14 protein-coding genes, 1 tRNA gene and 2 pseudogenes are annotated in these 17,989 nt (G+C 60.3%); 8 read left to right on the top strand and 9 right to left on the bottom strand.

Going from position 1 to position 17,989, the window contains the following annotated elements; genetic code table 11:
- Positions 1-340: 340 nt before the first annotated feature.
- From M5B96_RS06460 to M5B96_RS06450, 3 genes and pseudogenes are all read left to right on the top strand, one after another.
- Positions 341-828, top strand: a pseudogene (locus M5B96_RS06460) (helix-turn-helix domain-containing protein); the annotation flags it as partial.
- Positions 829-1,033: 205 nt separating this feature from the next.
- A complete protein-coding gene (locus M5B96_RS06455; RefSeq protein WP_248795869.1) occupies positions 1,034-1,363 on the top strand; it encodes a hypothetical protein in 330 nt (109 codons plus the stop codon).
- Between the two features lie 90 nt (positions 1,364-1,453).
- Positions 1,454-2,977, top strand: a complete 1,524-nt coding sequence (locus tag M5B96_RS06450; protein WP_248795868.1) for a D-arabinono-1,4-lactone oxidase — start codon at positions 1,454-1,456, stop codon at positions 2,975-2,977.
- Positions 2,978-3,094: 117 nt separating this feature from the next.
- On the opposite strand, the gene M5B96_RS06445 is transcribed toward M5B96_RS06450, so the two are convergent.
- Positions 3,095-4,015 carry a hypothetical protein gene (locus tag M5B96_RS06445; protein WP_248795867.1) on the bottom strand — a complete coding sequence of 307 codons (921 nt, stop codon included), beginning with the start codon at positions 4,013-4,015 and terminating at the stop codon, positions 3,095-3,097.
- 573 nt (positions 4,016-4,588) lie between these two features.
- Between M5B96_RS06445 and M5B96_RS06440 the strand changes: the two genes are divergently transcribed.
- From M5B96_RS06440 to M5B96_RS06425, 4 genes are all read left to right on the top strand, one after another.
- Entirely contained in the window at positions 4,589-6,265 is a 1,677-nt protein-coding gene (locus M5B96_RS06440) for a bifunctional sulfate adenylyltransferase/adenylylsulfate kinase (RefSeq protein ID WP_248795866.1), read from the top strand.
- 66 nt (positions 6,266-6,331) lie between these two features.
- Complete coding sequence (locus M5B96_RS06435; RefSeq protein ID WP_248795865.1) at positions 6,332-7,387, top strand: sulfotransferase family protein; 1,056 nt, start codon at positions 6,332-6,334, stop codon at positions 7,385-7,387.
- A 251-nt stretch (positions 7,388-7,638) separates the two neighbouring features.
- Positions 7,639-8,019, top strand: a complete 381-nt coding sequence (locus M5B96_RS06430; protein WP_248795864.1) for a RidA family protein — start codon at positions 7,639-7,641, stop codon at positions 8,017-8,019.
- A 122-nt stretch (positions 8,020-8,141) separates the two neighbouring features.
- Positions 8,142-10,139: a peptidase U32 family protein gene (locus M5B96_RS06425; protein ID WP_248795863.1), complete on the top strand. Its 1,998-nt coding sequence runs from the start codon at positions 8,142-8,144 to the stop codon at positions 10,137-10,139.
- 125 nt (positions 10,140-10,264) lie between these two features.
- On the opposite strand, the gene M5B96_RS06420 is transcribed toward M5B96_RS06425, so the two are convergent.
- The 4 genes from M5B96_RS06420 to M5B96_RS06405 form a co-directional block, all read right to left on the bottom strand.
- The gene (locus M5B96_RS06420; RefSeq protein WP_248795897.1) at positions 10,265-10,723 is read right to left on the bottom strand and encodes a copper chaperone PCu(A)C; all 459 of its coding nucleotides are present in this window, start codon (positions 10,721-10,723) and stop codon (positions 10,265-10,267) included.
- 29 nt (positions 10,724-10,752) lie between these two features.
- On the bottom strand, positions 10,753-11,358 hold the full coding sequence (locus M5B96_RS06415) for an SCO family protein (protein WP_248795862.1): 606 nt from the start codon (positions 11,356-11,358) through the stop codon (positions 10,753-10,755).
- A gap of 127 nt (positions 11,359-11,485) precedes the next feature.
- Positions 11,486-11,896: a DUF2946 domain-containing protein gene (locus tag M5B96_RS06410; protein ID WP_248795861.1), complete on the bottom strand. Its 411-nt coding sequence runs from the start codon at positions 11,894-11,896 to the stop codon at positions 11,486-11,488.
- Positions 11,897-11,977: 81 nt separating this feature from the next.
- Complete coding sequence (locus tag M5B96_RS06405) at positions 11,978-12,418, bottom strand: hotdog fold domain-containing protein (protein WP_248795860.1); 441 nt, start codon at positions 12,416-12,418, stop codon at positions 11,978-11,980.
- Positions 12,419-12,563: 145 nt separating this feature from the next.
- Here M5B96_RS06405 and M5B96_RS06400 point away from each other — a divergent pair, with 145 nt between their 5' ends.
- Positions 12,564-13,178: a TetR/AcrR family transcriptional regulator gene (locus M5B96_RS06400; protein WP_248795859.1), complete on the top strand. Its 615-nt coding sequence runs from the start codon at positions 12,564-12,566 to the stop codon at positions 13,176-13,178.
- A gap of 18 nt (positions 13,179-13,196) precedes the next feature.
- Here the strand turns inward: M5B96_RS06400 and M5B96_RS06395 are convergent.
- The 4 genes and pseudogenes from M5B96_RS06395 to fdhE form a co-directional block, all read right to left on the bottom strand.
- A tRNA-Sec gene (locus M5B96_RS06395) sits at positions 13,197-13,292 on the bottom strand.
- A gap of 124 nt (positions 13,293-13,416) precedes the next feature.
- On the bottom strand, positions 13,417-15,360 hold the full coding sequence (selB, locus tag M5B96_RS06390) for a selenocysteine-specific translation elongation factor (RefSeq protein WP_248795858.1): 1,944 nt from the start codon (positions 15,358-15,360) through the stop codon (positions 13,417-13,419).
- A 134-nt stretch (positions 15,361-15,494) separates the two neighbouring features.
- Positions 15,495-16,892, bottom strand: a pseudogene (gene selA, locus M5B96_RS06385) (L-seryl-tRNA(Sec) selenium transferase); the annotation flags it as partial.
- 169 nt (positions 16,893-17,061) lie between these two features.
- Positions 17,062-17,985 (bottom strand): formate dehydrogenase accessory protein FdhE, encoded by a 924-nt coding sequence (gene fdhE / locus M5B96_RS06380; RefSeq protein WP_248795857.1) that lies wholly within the window; start codon positions 17,983-17,985, stop codon positions 17,062-17,064.
- Positions 17,986-17,989 lie beyond the last annotated feature (4 nt).

The following is a 17,989-nucleotide window of genomic DNA, read 5'->3' as shown; positions in this document are numbered from 1 at the left end:
AGAGGATGGGGGCAGGCGTTAGCCAGATTTCTGCGAGACGCTGAAAATGGTTCGAATCAATGAGTGGAAATTCACGAATTGGGTTTAAATGAATGAGCGGAAAATCACGATTTATTTTGTTTCTTGAGTGGAAAAACCGCGAAGGATTCCACTAATTTCCGTAAGAGAAAGGTTTGGGTTAGGAATTGCTGGGTTTTAGGGCTTTCCACTCAAATCGCGATTGGCACACCACCGCAGTCAAAGCCCATTCCGGCGGTAACCGCCTGGCGCCCTGTCTCTAAAATAAATTTCCTGAAAACTGGCTATGCTCTGTCGATCATCGCGCCATGGAGGCAAATAGATGAGAGCCCAAGACATTGTCCTAAGCCCTGCGGAACACAGCGAACTCAGCCGCCGCGTAAGGTCTGCAACTATCTGCCAGCGTGATGGCCGTCGTGCCCGGGTGATCCTGTTGGCTGCTCAAGGCTGTTCGCGGATGGAAATATCCCGCCTGGTTGGGTTTTCCCCTGGCGCGGTCAGGCTTTGGTGCCAGCGTTTTCAAGATCGGCGGCTAGACGGTTTAATCGACAAGCCCGGGCGCGGACGCAAGCCCTCCTTGTCACCTGAGGCGATAATCCAAGTGCTTGAGAACGGGGTTCAGCCACTGCCTGGCCAGGCTCGTTGGAGTTGCCGAAGCATGGCGCGAGCCGTCGGTATTTCACCGGCCAGCGTTCAGCGTATATGGGCTGCAAATGACGTGAAGCCGCACCTGCAGCGTCCCTTCAAACGATCCAATGAGACCAACTGCAAGATCACATCCGAGACCTCATCGGGCAGTATCTTATACCCATAAGATATAGCTGATTTTTTTGAGACAACGTACTACAGCTACGTATTTACTCGGGAAAGTCTGCTGAAAGGACTTGCGCAGTCATACGACCTTGACTATACAAAACGGGCTTGCATAAACATTGCAGGGCTTTTATTCAATCACTGTTCGTGCTGATAAGCCTCGGATGGCGAGTGCTTTCTTACTTAAAAGGAGCAACTACTCATGGCTATGAAAGAGATCGGTAAATTTACACTGCATAATGGCGGCGGCTTTGTTGCAAGGGGCGAAGTTTCTTATCTCGATGACAATGGCGAAAAACATCTTTCCGGTAATAGCGGCGACATTCTCCTTGGTCAGACCAAGGATGTTGACCCGGATAAGCTCGGCGTTCCGGATGGAAGTATTGTCTCACTTTATGTCTTTGTCGTATGGGGCACCGACAATGAAGCAAGGCAGTCTTTCATCTACAAAAAAGGCAGCCCGGTGGTTGCCCACTACACCATTACCGGCACCACGCTGAGCAATACCCTTGGCTTGATCTCCGTGGAGTGACGCCCTGGTCACGGGAGCCGCGACTATGCGACTCCCGTGGGTACCGCACCTGGGGGAAAATAACGCAGCACATCAAGGAGCAGATGTATCGTGAACGATCAGAACGATAATGACGACGGCAATGAAAACCGTTGGACCAACTGGGCGGGCAACCTGACCAGTGTCCCGGATGAAATCACCCGTCCCACCAGTTTGTCCGAGGTACAGGCTTTAGTAAAACGTTCCGCCGGCACCACCCTGCGCACAATAGGTACAGGTCATTCCTTCAGCCCTCTGATCGTCAACAATGGCGAGACCCTTGTCGAAATGTCACGCTATGTCGACGGTCCGCGAAAGGCCTGGCGGTGGCAGCACAAAGGGCTCGATCTTGTCAGTTTTCTGCCCTCGGCGCTCTGGTCCGAAGTTCGCGATGCCTTGACGGCTCCGGATCCGTCACTGCCACAGATGTATTTGTCGTCAACGGGAGCCCTGGCCTCGATTAACGCCACCGGCTTCGTTGCGGCGGGCTGCCATGGCACTGGCTGGAATCAGCAGACTGTATCCGACCTTGTCTACGCGGTCGAACTGGTCGGCGCCGATGGCCAGTTGCACGTCTTTTCCGAGGAAACCACGCCTGCCGAAATGCCTGCCGTCCGCGTCAATCTCGGCACGCTGGGAATCATCACCAAGCTGACGCTGAGGGTCGAGCCGCTCTACAATCTCCATGACGAGGAAATCGTCACCGCTACCGAAAGCGTGATGGGCCCCAACCCGAATGCGACTGATGGAGAGATCCGGACCGAGAATCTGCACAAGCTGCTGACCGAGAACGAATACGTCGAACTGTTCTGGTTCCCGGGCAGCGGTTACAACAACGGGCAAATCTGGCTCAAGAAATTCAATCGGACCCAGGATGAGCCGCGCGACGTTCCCCTACGGCCGGATGGCTGGGTCGACAAGATGGCGACCCAAGTCATGGAGTGGACAGCGACCCACCCACTGTTCTGGACGCCGATCCTCTCGCTGGCCTGGAATACGATCCACGACAGGGCGCAGGCTATCCAGGCCAAAGGCGGCTTCGTGGCCCCTGCCCCACGCGTGATGTTTTATGCAGACCAGGCCTTTCCGATCCTCGACCTTGAAGTTGCCATTCCCATTCCCCAGACGGGAGCGGGAACATGGGACGTTGGCAATATCGTCCGGGCCTGGTACGCGGCACTCAACTACGCCTACAAGTTTCAAGGCGATTTTCCGCTGACAACCTGTCTCCATGCGCGCTTTACGAAAACCAGCCAATCCCTGCTCTCCCCGGCTTTTTCGACGGCCACGGAAGATCGGGTCTGCTGGATGGAGATCCTCAGTGCCTATCCCAAATCCGAGCCGGATGCCGGCAAACGGGCCGCGGCGATGGCTCCCCACCTTGCCATGATCAACACGGTGATGGCGGACTGGATCGGAACCCGGCATGGACGCCCGCATTGGGCGAAAAACTGGCAATACATCGTCCCACACGTGAAAGTGAAATCACTCTACCCAGATCAGAACTTTCAAAAGTTCAATGACTTGCGCCGCCGGCTCGATCCCCACGGGATGTTCCTGAATCCGTTCCTGTCGCAGCAGGAGCTGTTTACGTAGCCTATGCGCTTCGAATACATGAAAACTGTCGATTATCCCTGCGGGGTGGTTTGCGGGAACGGCTGAATCGGGGGCAGCAGGCCTGCCCCCTCCTCCGGGTCCATGTGGTGTGCCGGTCTAGTTGTCCAGGGCGCGGGACAAGCCGGCAAGAAACACCCTGATATCCTTGTCATTCAATTTTGCATTCAAGGAGTCGCACTTCTGTACGCTGTCACCCTGTGTGTCGTCAAAAGCCGGAGTCTTCATAAAAAAACTGACCTTTTTCTTGGCGTCATCGCCCTTGGCAGCCTCCCGTGCAATTTCATCAGTGAAACGCTTGAGCGATACAGCGTCGCCCCTCGCTGTCAGGTCAGCGGAGACGAAGGCATCATATAAAGCGTTCACATACTCAATGTAATTTATATAATGATGATCGACAAAAATTGAGTCTGGGCGCTCGCCCCACGGCAGATTGGCAATGGCGTGCCCTGCAAACTCTCCATAAGCATGCGCTCCGTCTGCACGACTGTGCACGTGAGCATAACTATCGCCAAGGGCGTGTATAAGGAATCCCAGCTCCCATTCTGGACGCTGATCATGTATGGATTTAGCAATCAAAGACTTCAACTTGTTTCTCCGAGCCTCAATGGCACGGGCATCTCCACCATGCAAGGAGTGAAGACCATTGACCACCTGATGGCGAAAAGGCGGATCAAACACTCCCCATATGGCTACATAAGGGGCTGAATAGTGAAGTGCCTCCTGGTCGGGTGTTTGGGAGTAGCAGGATAGTTTATAAACCTTGTCATTCGAATAGCCAGCCAACTGCGCAACGTAACCGACAGTGGAGTAATGCCCATCGACTGCGTAACGGGGTGCAAACGGTTGCTTGAGCAGGCTCTCGGTACTCAGCGTGCCGGTATGATCGCGAGGTACCGCCTCAGATATTGACATAGCGTTAAAGGGCGCCTGGGAAGAGCATCCTTGTAGAAAAACAATACCGGCGAGGGCTACAGCTCGCGATAACTTTACTTGCCACGCACATTTCAACAAGTCCATGCCCATCGCTCCGACCATCATCCTGCTTATAATTATATTTGAGCGCATTCGCGTTGCCTGCAGCATAGGTTGGGCACAAAGCCATACCGGCCTGGCCGACGAACGGTAGGCCTCGGCCAAGGAAGCCCGGCAGATCCATGGATGAAGGACGGTTGCCAACACCTATGCCTGCCGACTTGGCCATCTTCACATGAGGTCAGGTCAACCATGATGGAGTGTCTAGCCTCAAGGATCGATTCGTTATAACCTTATTCGAAAATCGCAAGTCCGTTTTGTTCTATGCTATCACATTGACATCTCGCCGAGATCAAACTTAACTCTGGCTTGCGTAGTGCCATCTATATATTGAGGAGTCAGCGCATGAGCACGGATGCTGAAATAATCGAATTCCCCCCTCCGAAAAAAACCTGATTTGAAACCAGCTGACACTGATGCATTTGTGCCGCGACAGGTGTTGCTACGGCTCGAAAGCAAGCGTCAGGCTCTTAAATACTCCCAAATGAATCTTTGGATATCTTGATTTACGATGTGCGCCGAATCGGATCAGTTCGGACGTACAAAGGGAGGTGTGCCATGGAAGACTACGAAGAAAAGCATAAAGTATCCTCTCTGCCTTTCTGGGTGCTCTCCGCGAAACAACTCTGCGACCTGGAGTTGATCGTTAACGAGGCCTTTTCGCCGTTGGCAGGTTTTCTCGGCCTGGAGGATTATCTCAGTGTTGTTCACAACATGAGATTGAGTTCCGGCGCCCTCTGGCCGATGCCCATCACCCTGGATATTCCGCAAGCCTTGGCTGATCAGCTAGTGCTTGGGAGCGAGTTGGCCCTGCGGGATCCGGAAGGTCTCACATTAGCTGTGCTGATAGTTGATTCAATCTACCAACCGGACCATCGGATTGAGGCGCAGCAGGTGTTTGGTACCCAGGACAAGGCGCACCCTGGTGTGGCGGCCTTATATCGTCAACATGCGTTCAACATCGGCGGAATCATAAAAAAAGTTGACTCGGTAACGCACTATGATTTTGCTGATTTACGTTTGTCACCTCTTCAAGTCAAGCGCGAGATAGCTCGTCGCGGCTGGAAGGCAGTCGTCGCCTTTCAAACCCGTAATCCAATGCATTGTGCCCATGTCGAACTGACCCTTCGCGCCATGAAACAGGCCGATGCGGCCTTGCTGCTACAGCCGGTGGTGGGACTGACCAAGCCGGACGATATCGATTACTACACCCGCGTCAGGTGTTACAAACATGCCTTGAAGTCTTATCCCGCCGATGCGGTCTTGCTGTCGTTACTGCCGCTGGCCATGCGCATGGGCGGTCCCCGCGAAGCCGTTTGGCATGCGCTGATTCGCAAGAACTTTGGCGCGACGCACTTTATCGTTGGGCGTGATCACGCCGGCCCTGGCAACGACAAGCACGGCAACGCGTTTTATCCCCCCTATGCCGCCCAGGAAATGGCATTGGCCCATGCGCAAGAAATCGGCCTGCAGATCCTGGCCTTCGAGGAAATGTTGTATCTCAAGGAGGAGCGACGTTATGCGCCAGCCTCAGAGGCACCCGCCGGCGCCACTGTCCTGAGCTTGTCGGGAACCGCCGTTCGGGAAAAGCTGGCCAGCGGCGCGGAAATCCCCGACTGGTTCAGTACGCCGGATATCGTCGCCGAACTGCGGCGCTCATATCGTCCGAAACAACAGCAAGGCTTTGTGCTCTTTTTTACCGGGCTGTCTGGCGCCGGCAAGTCGACGATTGCCAATGGCGTTGCCGTGCGACTGCGCGAAGACGGCAGACGCACCGTGAGTTTGCTGGATGGCGATGTGGTCCGTCATAGCCTCTCCAAGGGCCTCGGATTCTCGAGAGAGGACCGTGAGGCCAATGTCGAGCGTATTGGTTTTGTGGCGATCGAGATTGCCCGAGCCGGCGGCGTTGCAATATGCGCGTGTATCTCCCCCTATGCGAGCACGCGCCAGGTCTGTCGGGAGCTGGCCGCAACCCACAAGACGGCCTTTTTCGAAATATACATAGCGGCGGATCTGGAAGTTTGCGAACGGCGTGACCGAAAGGGTCTGTATGCCAAGGCGCGGGCCGGGAAGCTACCGGGGATGACCGGTATCGATGCCCCCTACGAAGCACCGCTTTATCCCGATCTACGAATTGACACGGCCTGCATGAGCGCGGCCCAGGCAGTAGAGTTGATCATTGCCACCCTGGTCGAACTGGACTATCTGCCCTCCTCTCTCCTTCATGAACCCTGAACCGCAACCGCCTTGAATACTTCCATCCACGCAGGTCGAGCCCGCTGTGTTCCCAAGGAGAACGATGTGACCGTCACCGACAAAGCTGTGTCCACTGGCAATGCGCGTCCGCGGCCGGTATTGATGATTCCGTTGCGACGCTGCGGCAGTCACGCACTGCGGCTACGCCTCAATCTCAATCCGCGGTTCTATTCACCTTATCCGTTGCACATCGCCGACTTTATGCCGATTGTCCCGCTGTACGGTGATATTGCCGATGACAACGCCTACTTTCGCATGGTGGTCGATATTGTCGGTCTGCAGGCCGCAAGCATCGTCAAATGGCCCGGTAGCGCTTTCGATCCGATCGACATTTTCGAGCGGGTTCGCCATGAGCCGCGCAGCGTACATCGAATTACCTGGGAGTTGCTGTTGTGCACCGCTGAACAGCAACAAGCACAGGTGGTGATGGACAAGTCGCTCGACGATGTGCACTACGCCCATGAACTCATGCAGCTTTTCCCAGACATGCGACTGCTCAATGTGGTCCGGGACCCACGGGCGCAGGTCGCCTCGATGAATCGCGCAATCATTCATGACTTCGATACCTTGATCAACGCCCGGACATGGGTGGCTGCGCATCGCGCGGCGCAATCCTTGATCGAGCGATACCCCGAGCGGGTATTGACCATACGCTATGAGGACTTTCTTCTTGATGAGGAAACCACGCTCCGGCAGATATGCAATTTCTTCGACATTGAGTTTCTCGATAAAATGCTGGATATCTCCGAGTCAAAGGAAGCTCGGCAGATCTCAAAAATGTCGGCGCTGTGGTCATCCAACTGTTTTTCGCCGATCACCAGCAACATTGATAAATTCAAGGGGCAGTTGAAACACCACGAAGTCGAAATGATCGAGACCCTGGCCAAGGAGTTCATGTTGCGATATGGCTATGAACCCATGACCGAGGCCAACTTTACATTTGACGCGCACATGTCGGTGGCTGCCACCGAACGCTCGGTCGAAGCCAAGGAACTGGCCTGGCGAGAGCTGGAACAGGAGAACTTCCAGGACTACATCCTGCGCCAGTACCGTGCGGATTACCTGGCCTCGGTGCGCAACCGGCTCGAACGCAGTCGATGAGGCTGCTCGCGGCGCCCGGAACCTCCCAGCCGGGCGATTGACTTGATCAGGGCATCCAGCGCAGCCAAGTGCCCGGCTTGGCTGTCCCCCCGCAAGCGCATTGGCCATTGCCAGGCTTTTGCAGCGATCCTCAAGCGGGATGTTATGCTGCCCAGTCAAATCAGCCGTCCACTGTACAAGCCTCCATTGAGAGCCCGTACGAATATCGGGTGGGTGGCTGAAACAAGCCCCTGATCACTGCGGAAGCCCCCATGGCAAACCAAGACATCACCTTCCTCGCCGACCCCGATGCGGAGTCCATCTCCTCCGATGTTGCCGGTTTCGGCGGCCTGCTGGTCTCCACCCAGATCCCCACCCGCGCCGACGGCAGCCTGGAGCTGGGCGACATCACCGTGCAAAGCGAATGCACCCTGCAGGCCCTCAAGGTCGCACTGGAGCGCGCCGGCAGTTCCATGGACCGGGTTCTGCACCTGACCATCTACCTCACCGACATCGCCGAGCGCCCCGCCTTCAACGAAGTCTACAAACGCTTTTTCGCCAAGCCCTGGCCAGTGCGCGCCGCAGTGGGCGTGGCGTCCCTGGCGGTCGAAGGCATGCGCGTGGAAGTGACCGCGATGGCCGCCAGGGGCTGAGTTCATGGCCCTGGTTGGCGGCCCCGCCCAGCGCGTGGTCGCCGACCGGCAGTATCCGGGTGCCGGTCAGGCGTTTCGCCGCTACAATGCACGCCTTGACCGTGAAGCCTGACTAAAAAAACATGTCCCTACCCAAGCATCACCTGGAATTGCTCAGCCCTGCCCGCGACGTTGCGATCGCCCGCGAGGCCATCCTGCATGGCGCCGACGCCGTGTACATCGGTGGCCCGAGCTTCGGCGCGCGCCACAACGCCTGCAACGAAGTGAGCGAGATCGCCGAGTTGGTGGAGTTCGCCCGGCGTTACCATGCCCGGGTGTTCACCACCATCAATACGATCCTGCACGACAACGAGCTGGAGCCGGCCCGCAAGCTGATCCATCAACTCTACGATGCCGGTGTCGACGCGCTGATCGTCCAGGACCTGGGGGTGATGGAGCTGGATATTCCGCCCATAGAACTGCACGCCAGCACCCAGACCGATATCCGCACCCTGGCACGGGCGAAGTTCCTCGACCAGGCCGGCTTCTCGCAACTGGTACTGGCCCGCGAGCTGAACCTGCAAGAGATCCGCGCCATCGCCGACGAGACCGAGGCGGCAATCGAGTTCTTCATTCACGGCGCGTTGTGCGTGGCATTCTCCGGTCAATGCAATATCTCCCACGCGCAGAACGGCCGCAGCGCCAACCGTGGCGACTGTTCCCAGGCCTGCCGCCTGCCCTACACCCTGAAAGACGACCAGGGCCGCGTGGTGGCCTTTGAGAAACACCTGCTGTCGATGAAGGACAACAACCAGAGCGCCAACATTCGCGCCCTGGTGGAGGCCGGCGTGCGCTCGTTCAAGATCGAGGGGCGCTACAAGGACATGGGCTATGTGAAGAACATCACCGCCTACTATCGCCAGCGCCTGGACGACGTTCTCGAAGACCGCCCGGACCTGGCACGCGCGTCCAGCGGCCGTACCGCGCACTTCTTCCTGCCCGATCCGGAAAAAACCTTCCATCGCGGCAGCACCGACTACTTTGTCAGCGATCGCAAGATCGACATTGGTGCCTTCGACACGCCAACCTTCACCGGCTTGCCGGTGGGAATGGTGGAGAAAGTCGGCAAGCGCGATATGCAGGTGGTGACCCATGAGCCGCTGTCCAATGGCGACGGGCTCAACGTCCAGGTCAAACGCGAGGTGGTGGGCTTCCGTGCCAACATCGCCGAGCCCAAGGGCGAATTCGAGGAAGATGGCGAGAAGCGCTACCGCTACCGCGTGGAGCCCAACGAGATGCCGGCCGGGTTGCACAGCCTGCGACCGAACCATCCGCTGAACCGCAACCTGGACCACAACTGGCAACAGGCCCTGCTCAAGACCTCCGCCGAGCGCCGGATCGGCCTGTGCTGGGCTGCTCGCCTGCGCGAGGAGCGCCTCGAACTGACCGCCACCAGCGAAGAAGGTGTCAGTGTCAGCGTCACCCTGGACGGTCCGTTCGGCCTCGCCAACAAACCGGAACAGGCCCTGGAACAACTGCAGGACCTGCTCGGGCAACTGGGCACCACCCAGTACCACGCCACGAATATCACGCTGGATGCACCGCAGGCGTATTTCATCCCCAATTCGCAGCTCAAGACCTTGCGCCGCGAAGTCATCGAAGCGCTGACCCTGGCCCGTATCGCCGCCCACCCTCGCGGTGTACGCAAGGCCGAGACCACGCCGCCACCGGTGTATCCGGAATCACACCTGTCGTTCCTGGCCAACGTCTACAACCAGAAGGCCCGCGACTTCTATCATCGTCACGGCGTCAAGCTGATCGACGCGGCCTTCGAGGCACACGAGGAGACCGGCGAAGTACCGGTGATGATCACCAAGCATTGCCTGCGCTTCTCCTTCAACCTTTGCCCCAAGCAGGCCAAGGGCGTCACCGGCGTGCGCACCAAGGTCGCGCCGATGCAACTGATACACGGTGACGAGGTGCTGACCCTGAAGTTCGACTGCAAGCCTTGCGAGATGCACGTGATCGGCAAGATCAAGGGGCATATCCTCGACCTGCCGCTGCCGGGTAGTGGCGTGCAGCAAATCGTCGGTCATATCAGTCCTGAAGATCTGCTCAAGACGATTCGCGCACCTCACTGAGTGCGTGAGCGCCTGACACAAGAACGGGGAGCCAAGGCTCCCCGTTTTCGGATATCTGCATCCTGCGGTGCTGGCCTGCGTCCTGCTCTGGCTGAGCAACGCCTACAAATTGCCAGCTACCGGCTTCAGTGCATGTCACCGTGCTCGGCCATGCTGTTCAGCGCCCGAGCCCGGGCCTTGACCTCGATCGACTCCTTGACGCCCTTGGCGTTTTCCACCACCAGCGTCAGCGGCACTTCATCGCCCTCCTTCACCTGCCCCGCCAGGTCGATCAGCATCACGTGATAGCCCTCGGGCTCGATGGCCACGGTCTTGCCGGCCGGCAGCGGCACGAAGTCCACCGGCTGCATGCTCATGACGTCGTTTTCCATCTTCGACTGGTGGATCTGCACAACCTTGGCCGCCGGCGATTTCGCCTCCAGCAGCTTGGCATTGTCACTGGCGGTGATCCGCATAAAGGCCCCCGTCGACGGTTGGCCGGGTACGGTGGCGCGCACCCAGGCGTCGTCCACGCGAGTTTCGGCCAAGGCCGGGACGCTCAGCAACGCGAGCAGGGCAAACATCGGGGTATTCAGGGGTTTCATGGCAGTGACCTTGTTGATTCGAGTATTCATCAGCAGACTTCCATCACCGTGAGCAGATCCTCTGCGCACTGTTTGGCCGATAGCGACGGCGACAGCCCCAGGCGCAGTTCGCCCCGTGTGTCATAGACGAAACTGCTCGCCGAATGGGACAGCGTGTAGGTCGAACCGCTGGGGATCTTCTCGTAGAACACCTTGAACTCCTTGGCGGTGGCGGCGGTTTCTTCCAGCGTGCCGTAGAGCGCGACAAAGCTCGGGTCGAAGGCTTTCACATAGGCGTCGAGCACCTTGGGCGTATCGCGCTCCGGGTCCAGGGTGATGAAAATCACCTGCAGGCGGTCGCCATCCACCCCCATCAGTTTCTTCGCCTGTACCGCCCTGGCCAGCGCGGTCGGGCAGACGGCCGGACACTGGGTGAAACCAAAAAACACCATCGGCATCAGGCCGCGGTAACTGGACAAGGTTTTGACGTTGCCCGCAGTGTCCTTCAGCTTGAAGGTCCGTCCGAGAATCTGGTCGCTCAGGTCCTTGCCGTATTTGTACGACAGGCGGCTGGAGCTGTCGCAACCGGTCAGCGCGCCGAGGCCGAGCAAGCCAAGGCCGGCAACGACCTGGCGGCGAGTCAGCAATTCATTCATGTTCTGTTGTCCTTCGTATGGAGCTGTGTCGCCGGCTGGCGCTGCCGATCAGATGCACAGTGAGGCGCATCCCGGATCCCGGGGCTTATCGGCAGCCGGCCGTTTCGACAAGAATCGGTGCGGAAAATCAGGCGTTGGCGCGAGGCGGCGCACGGGAACGGGCCCCCGGGAACACCGGGGCCGAGGTTTGCCCGGGGCTAAAGTGATTGTCTGCAAAACTGAGCGGGGTCAGTCCCAGGCGCGGCGCCAAGGCATGGGAGTCGCTCAGCGCCGGGTGCTGGAACAGCAGCGAGCAATAACCGCATTTTTCCCAGATCATCGTTCCGTGATGATCCGCCGGTGCGGCATCCTGCTGCATTGCCAGGCCCAGGCCGGGCACCGCGCCGCAGATATCCGTGCTCGCCGGGACGGCGCTGTGGGCCAGGCTGAGTCCCTGCCCGATCAGCGGGCCGACGAAGACCAGCAGCATGGCCAGCAGGCTGAGCCAGGCAGCGGCGCGGCGGCGTCTGGACGGTCGGAGGGACTGGATGGGTTTCATGGGCGCAGAATGTAACACCGTCATTGTGGTGGGTGGTGCGACAAAATGGCACATCGGCTGCCGCACCACCGGCTCAGCGGGTCACGCCAGCTTGACGTTCATGGTGATCCGCGCCGTGAACACCTGCACGCCCTCCGCGTCACGAATATCCACCGCCACGACCTTGTCGCCCGCCGTCGACCAGTCGACGGCACTGCCATCGGCCACGGCCTGCACGTCGGTCTTCGCCTTGGCCAGGTATTCAACGCTCATGCCCTTGGGAATCCAGCGCGCCCCCGCTGGAATCGACACATCGGTCATCACCCCGGCCGCCAGTTCCGCGGCGTTGCACAGGGCGATGGCGTGGACGGTGCCCAGGTGATTGGTGATTTCCCGACGAAACGGTACCAGAACCTGCGAATGCCCGGCGCGCAGCTCACTGATCAAGGGGCTGATGGTGCTGAAATAAGGGGCCATCTGACAGGCCATCTGACTGAATTTTTCCGGACCTACGCTGGTGAACATGTTCAGGAACTGGCTCATAGGGTGTACCTCTGTTGGGGAATGGACTGTTTACAGAATATTATTCTGTAAAAGAACAATATTCCGTTTGCGGAAAATCTGTCAAGCTCGCTCCCCTGTTTCATATGATTGCTGTCTTGCCACCGGACTTCAGGTTGTTGCTTCCATGGAAAACCTCGATCTTCTCGAACGCTGTTACCCGGGCCGTCGGGCCGAATTGAAACGCGCAATCCTCGCGCAGGCCCTGTCCAGCTTCAACGAGCATGGGATCGAAGCCACGACCATCGAAACCATTCGCGCCGAGTGCGACACCAGCGTGGGCGCGATCTATCACCATTTCGGCAACAAGGAAGGGCTGGTGGCGGCGCTGTTCTTCGCCGCACTGGAGGACCAGGCCGGGTTGCGTGAGCGCTACCTCTCGGCGGCCGCGACATTGCAGGAAGGGATCGAGGCGCTGGTGCACAGCTACGTCGACTGGGTCGACGCGCAACCACAATGGGCGCGGTTCCAGTTCCAGGCGCGGTTTGTCGTGGCCCGGGGACCTCACGCCAAGGAACTGGAGACCCGGAACAAGGCGCGTAACCGGCAGTTGCGCGATTGGCTGAGCGAGCCGACCCATGCCGACGGCCTCAAGAACGTTCCGGCCGAGCTGTTGCTGTCGTTGATCGTCGGACAGGCGGAGAACTACTGCCGGGCCTGGTTATCCGGGCGGGTCCAGAGTCGCCCCGCGACTTTCCGCACCGAACTGGCCGAAGCGGCCTGGCGCTCGCTGCAGATCTAGCCGGACAGTTCGATAAAGTGGCGGAAGGTAGCCGGAGTCGAACCTGCCCGGGAACGGATGCCGTCCCCAACCGGGTTTGAAGCCCGGCCGCGCCACCGGGCGCGATTACCTTCCTTGAAATCCGTATGACCAGCCGAGGCCTTGGGCACGCCGCTGAACCTGTGGGAGCCTGGCTTGCCAGCGAAGCTTTTAGCGGTCCTGCGACCTCCTGCGCTGCGGCGTCCCGACAAGCCGCCCCTTACAGGTTTTTCGGCCGGCGCAAGTCCGCCGGTTCGCTTCGGGCCAGTGCATTGTCGGCGCGAATGAAACGCAAGTTGCCGACACGCCGGGTCAGGCCGATACGATCGAAAAACTCCAGTATCTGAATGCAGCGTTTACGGCCCAAGCCCAGCCGGTCACGAAAGGCAATCACCTTTACCGTCGGATTATCCGCCGCCAATTGCACCAGCATAGCCGCCAATTGCCGGACCGCCGCCGCCGTGTAAAAACGGTCGTGGACCACCTGGTAGACCTGCCCCAGCCTGGCCAGTTTGCGCAGCAGCAAGCGCACGCTGACTTCATCCGTCCCGGTCGACGCCGCCAGGCTGCGTACCCACGGAGGATCGATTGCGCCCTGCTCCAGCAGCGGTTGCAATTGTTGCCACAAGCCCTCGTCCTCTTCGCTCAAACGCACCTGATGATCAGGCAAATGCAGCCAGGGTCCGCTTGCGACAATCGAGGTATCGTCGAGCAATGTCTCCAGCAGGCTGATAAACGCCGGTCGTTCCAGCGCCAGGGCGGCGAAGCGCCGCAAGCGATCACGGTCCGGGCCCAACTGGTCGGGCTCCAGGTTGTGAAAGCGCGCCAGTTGCGCGAGCAAGGCGTCTTTCTGGGCTTGCCAGCCCTCACCGCTGAACAGCCGCGAACCTTGTCGCGTGTTGATCACACAGATATCGGCGGGCAGCTTCCAACTGTCGCGCGGGCGATTGAACTGGCGCTCCAGCCGTTGCGGATCAACACCGCCAGCACTGCCAGCGAGTAATGTCGGCAGTACCGTCTCAAGGCTCTGCGCCTGCGCCAAGGCCTGCAACTGCGCCAGACGTTGCGGACTGCGCCGCTGGCGAGCCGGTGCAAAGGGATCCAGCACCCGGCCGCCACCGAGGGTTCGCTGTGCGCTTTGATCGCGCAACACCAGGCGGTCACCGTACACGGCCTGCAAGGGCGCATGACTCAGCAATTGGGCAAACGCCCGTGCTCCCGGCGCCAACTGCGTGGTATCGAGCAAGGCCACCCGGCCCAGTACATCCTGGGTGCCCAAATGAATATGGACCGGGCTGAAGTGTTCGAACTGGCGGGTTTCGCTGGGGAGCAGTTGCAGCTCGATATCCAGCCGCTGGGTCGGGGCATGCAGCCACTCGGCCTGTAGCCAGTGACCGCGCTGAATCTGTTCGAGCGCCAGGCGCTCGGCGCTCAGGTTCAGCGCAACCCGCTGTCCGGCAAACGCCGTGGCTTCCGGCTGGTTCTGAGCATGCAGACCGCGGACCCGCACGGATTTGCCCGTGGGGCCCAACGCCAGCACCTCACCGCTGCTGACATGGCCGGACAAGGCCGTGCCGGTGACCACAATGCCGCTTCCAGGCACATTGAACGCCCGATCGATCGCCAGGCGAAAACCACCTTCGTCACTGCGTCGGCGGACCTCGCCCTGAGCTTCTAGCAAGGCCTGGCGCAGTGTCTCGATGCCCTCGCCGCTGACACTGGAAACCTCGACCAGCGGCGCCTGGGCATAGGGCCCGGACGCCAGCAATACCTGGATCTCGCCACGCGCCTGGGCTCTGCGTGCCGGCTCGACCCGGTCGCACTTGCTGAGCACCACCAGCGCCCGGGGAATGCCCAGCAACTCGACGATCGCCAGGTGCTCGCGGGTCTGCGGCATCACCCCGTCATCGGCGGCCACCACCAGCAACACCAGATCGATGCCCTGGGCGCCGGCCAGCATGTTATGGATAAACCGCTCATGGCCGGGTACATCGATAAATCCGGTCAGCGCGGCGCCGGGCTCCAGCGGCGCATAGAGATACCCCAGGTCGATGGTGATACCACGTTCCCGCTCCTCCCGGCGCTTGTCGCCGGCCTGGCCGGTCAGCGCCTGGAGCAGACGGGTCTTGCCATGGTCGATATGCCCTGCCGTACCGACGATCACCCCGCCCGACTCCCCTGCCGCGCAGTTTCTGGAGCCCCGGCCGCCCCGCTCTGCGGAATCGCTGTCGAACGGCTTTTCGTAGGAGCACGCTTGCTCGCGATGAACGATGACGCGGTCCCAGGGCTTATCCCCCCAAGCTGCGCCACCCAGGCTGCCTCATCGTCCAACTGACGCAGATCCAGCCACAGAGCGTCATCGTCAATGCGCCCCAACACCGGAATCGGCAAGCCCCGCAACATCGCCTCCAGTCCATGCAGGCTGCGCCCGCGCAGACGTTTCGAGGTATTCGCCCGCAGGCACAAAGCCGCGCTGGGTAACCGCGCCACCGGCTGGCTACCGCTGCCGATCATGCCCAGCGCCAGTACTGCCGAGACGTTCCAGCCCTCCCCCAATACACCGGCCAACAGCGGGCGCAGGCGTTCAGCCTGGGCGAGAATCTCGGCCTGGGGCCGGGTCAGCAAACGCAGGCTGGGCAGGCGTTCGGCCAGTCGCTCCGGATTGCGATACAGCCCCAGCACCGCTTCCAGCGCCGCGAGGGTCAGCTTGTCGACCCGCAGCGCCCGTTTCAGCGGGTTCTTCTTGATCTTCGCGATCAGGTCCTTGCACCCGACAATCAAGCCGGCCTGGGGGCCGCCGAGCAACTTGTCACCGCTGAAGGTAACGATATCGGCGCCGTCCTCCAGGGCCTGACGCACCGTGGGCTCGGCGGGCAGTCCCCAGCGGGTGAGGTCGAGCAGGCTGCCGCTGCCCAGGTCCTCGAGTAACGGCAAGCCATGCCGATGGGCAATTTGTGCCAACTCGGCGGTGGACACCTGGGCGGTGAAACCCTGGATGTGGTAGTTGCTGGCATGCACGCGCATCAACAGGCCGCTGCGTGGATTGATGGCCGCCTCGTAGTCACGGGCATGGGTACGATTGGTGGTGCCCACCTCATGCAGGCGGACACCGGCGCGGGCCATGATATCGGGAATCCGAAAGGCCCCGCCGATCTCGATCAGCTCGCCCCGGGAAATAATGCCTTCCTTGCGTTGCCCGAGGCTGTTGAGGGCCAACAGCACGGCGGCGGCATTGTTGTTGACCACAGTGACGGCTTCGGCGCCGGTCAGTTCGCGAATCAGGCCCTCGATCAGATCGTCACGGTCGCCGCGCTTGCCGCTGTGCAGGTCGAATTCGAGGTTGAGCGGGTAACGGGCGGCCATTTGCACGGCTTCTATGGCCTCTTCGGGCAGCAGTGCCCGACCGAGGTTGGTGTGCAGCACTGTGCCGGTGAGGTTGAACACCCGTCGCACCCGGCTGCGGTGCTGGTTGAACAGGCGTTCGCCGGCCCGGCCGGCGAGGACCGACGGGGTCAACTCGGTGGCCGTGAGTCGGCCCGAGCGAACTGCTTCACGCAGTTCATCGAGCAAATGCCGCAGGGTCGCCAGCAAGGCATCGCGACCGTAGCGCTCGGCCAGGGGCTGGCAAGCAGGGTCGCGCAACAGGCTATCAATGGAAGGCAGGCGTGGCGGAACGGCGGCAAGGCTTGAGGACATCAGCGGTTTCCTGAAGACGCGATGCGGAAACCTCAGTGTAGACGCCTCCCTCGCTCCTTGAGGGATGGCCACGACTTTGTGGCAGTCGGCTTGCCGGCGATGGCGTTCGGAAGGGCAACGCAAGGCTCAAGGGCCTCATCGCTGGCAAGCCAGCTCCTACAGGGGGAATTCAATCGCCCCCAGGGGCCAGCAACAGGTTCGGGGCCTGACGCAGGTAACCTTCCTGATCGAGACGGATATCCAGCGCCAGGCTGGCGATATCCGCCGACAGCGCCTCGGCCTCGGCGTCTTCTTCCAGGTAGATCAGCTTGAGATAGCTATTGCAGCCGGGACAGATTTCCGCGCGCAACGGGGCATGGCCGGGCGCATGGCGGTCATCCCCCGGGCTCAGGTACTTGAGCCCCTTGCTCTGTTCGCAATAGATGCATTTGACCCGCACCACATGCCACTCGCAGGCGCACAAGGAACACACCAGGTAGCGCAGGCCGTTGAACTTGCCACGGTGACGGATCACCCCGGCCATGGCCGGCGAACCACAGGCCGGGCATTGGACCAGGCTGTCGCCGGGTTTCAGGGCCAGGTCCGGCACACTCAGCAACCAATGACTCCAGGCCGCCTGCAACGCGGCACCGAGAAACGGCACCAACGCCGCCGGCAACCCGGCGTACTGGCCCCCGAGCAAGGCCAGCGCCCAGACCTTGCGCTGACCGGCGCGGCTGTCCTGCAAGGTACTGATGGCCTGTCGCACGGCGGGGACGCTGCTGACGTAGCCCGACAACAGGGCATCCAGCCACGGCAGCCACAGGTCTTCGCGCACCAGGCTGTCGGCCGCCAGCGGTGGCAGGCCGTGTTCCAGGCACAGCCGCTGGTGCTCAGGATCGGGAGCCGCGGTAGCCGGCGGCTGATCCAGCAGTTGCTGCTGGACCCGGCAAAGCCCCGCGACCAGGCCGATGTACTCCGCCAGTGGATGCCCTACCGCCAATTGCTCCAGACGGGCTGCGCGCAGGGCGAACAGCGTCGGCGGCGGCCGGTGCAGAAACGGCGGCGAGCTGGCCGCGGCTTCGATCTGTCCAGGTTCCAATATCGTGCTCAAGTGC

Origin of the sequence: Pseudomonas sp. MWU13-2105, from assembly GCF_023242315.1 — a bacterium.
In the GTDB taxonomy this organism is placed as follows: domain Bacteria; phylum Pseudomonadota; class Gammaproteobacteria; order Pseudomonadales; family Pseudomonadaceae; genus Aquipseudomonas.
This window is presented reverse-complemented; position numbering and strand designations above follow the sequence as displayed.

Excerpts from the sequence above, each read along its gene's own strand:
- M5B96_RS06455 (WP_248795869.1), top strand. The coding sequence starts at position 1,034 with ATGGCTATGAAAGAGATCGGTAAATTTACACTGCATAATGGCGGCGGC.
- M5B96_RS06445 (WP_248795867.1), bottom strand. The coding sequence starts at position 4,015 with ATGGACTTGTTGAAATGTGCGTGGCAAGTAAAGTTATCGCGAGCTGTA.
- M5B96_RS06440 (WP_248795866.1), top strand. The coding sequence starts at position 4,589 with ATGGAAGACTACGAAGAAAAGCATAAAGTATCCTCTCTGCCTTTCTGG.
- M5B96_RS06430 (WP_248795864.1), top strand. The coding sequence starts at position 7,639 with ATGGCAAACCAAGACATCACCTTCCTCGCCGACCCCGATGCGGAGTCC.
- M5B96_RS06425 (WP_248795863.1), top strand. The coding sequence starts at position 8,142 with ATGTCCCTACCCAAGCATCACCTGGAATTGCTCAGCCCTGCCCGCGAC.
- M5B96_RS06420 (WP_248795897.1), bottom strand. The coding sequence starts at position 10,723 with ATGAAACCCCTGAATACCCCGATGTTTGCCCTGCTCGCGTTGCTGAGC.
- M5B96_RS06415 (WP_248795862.1), bottom strand. The coding sequence starts at position 11,358 with ATGAATGAATTGCTGACTCGCCGCCAGGTCGTTGCCGGCCTTGGCTTG.
- M5B96_RS06410 (WP_248795861.1), bottom strand. The coding sequence starts at position 11,896 with ATGAAACCCATCCAGTCCCTCCGACCGTCCAGACGCCGCCGCGCCGCT.
- M5B96_RS06405 (WP_248795860.1), bottom strand. The coding sequence starts at position 12,418 with ATGAGCCAGTTCCTGAACATGTTCACCAGCGTAGGTCCGGAAAAATTC.
- M5B96_RS06400 (WP_248795859.1), top strand. The coding sequence starts at position 12,564 with ATGGAAAACCTCGATCTTCTCGAACGCTGTTACCCGGGCCGTCGGGCC.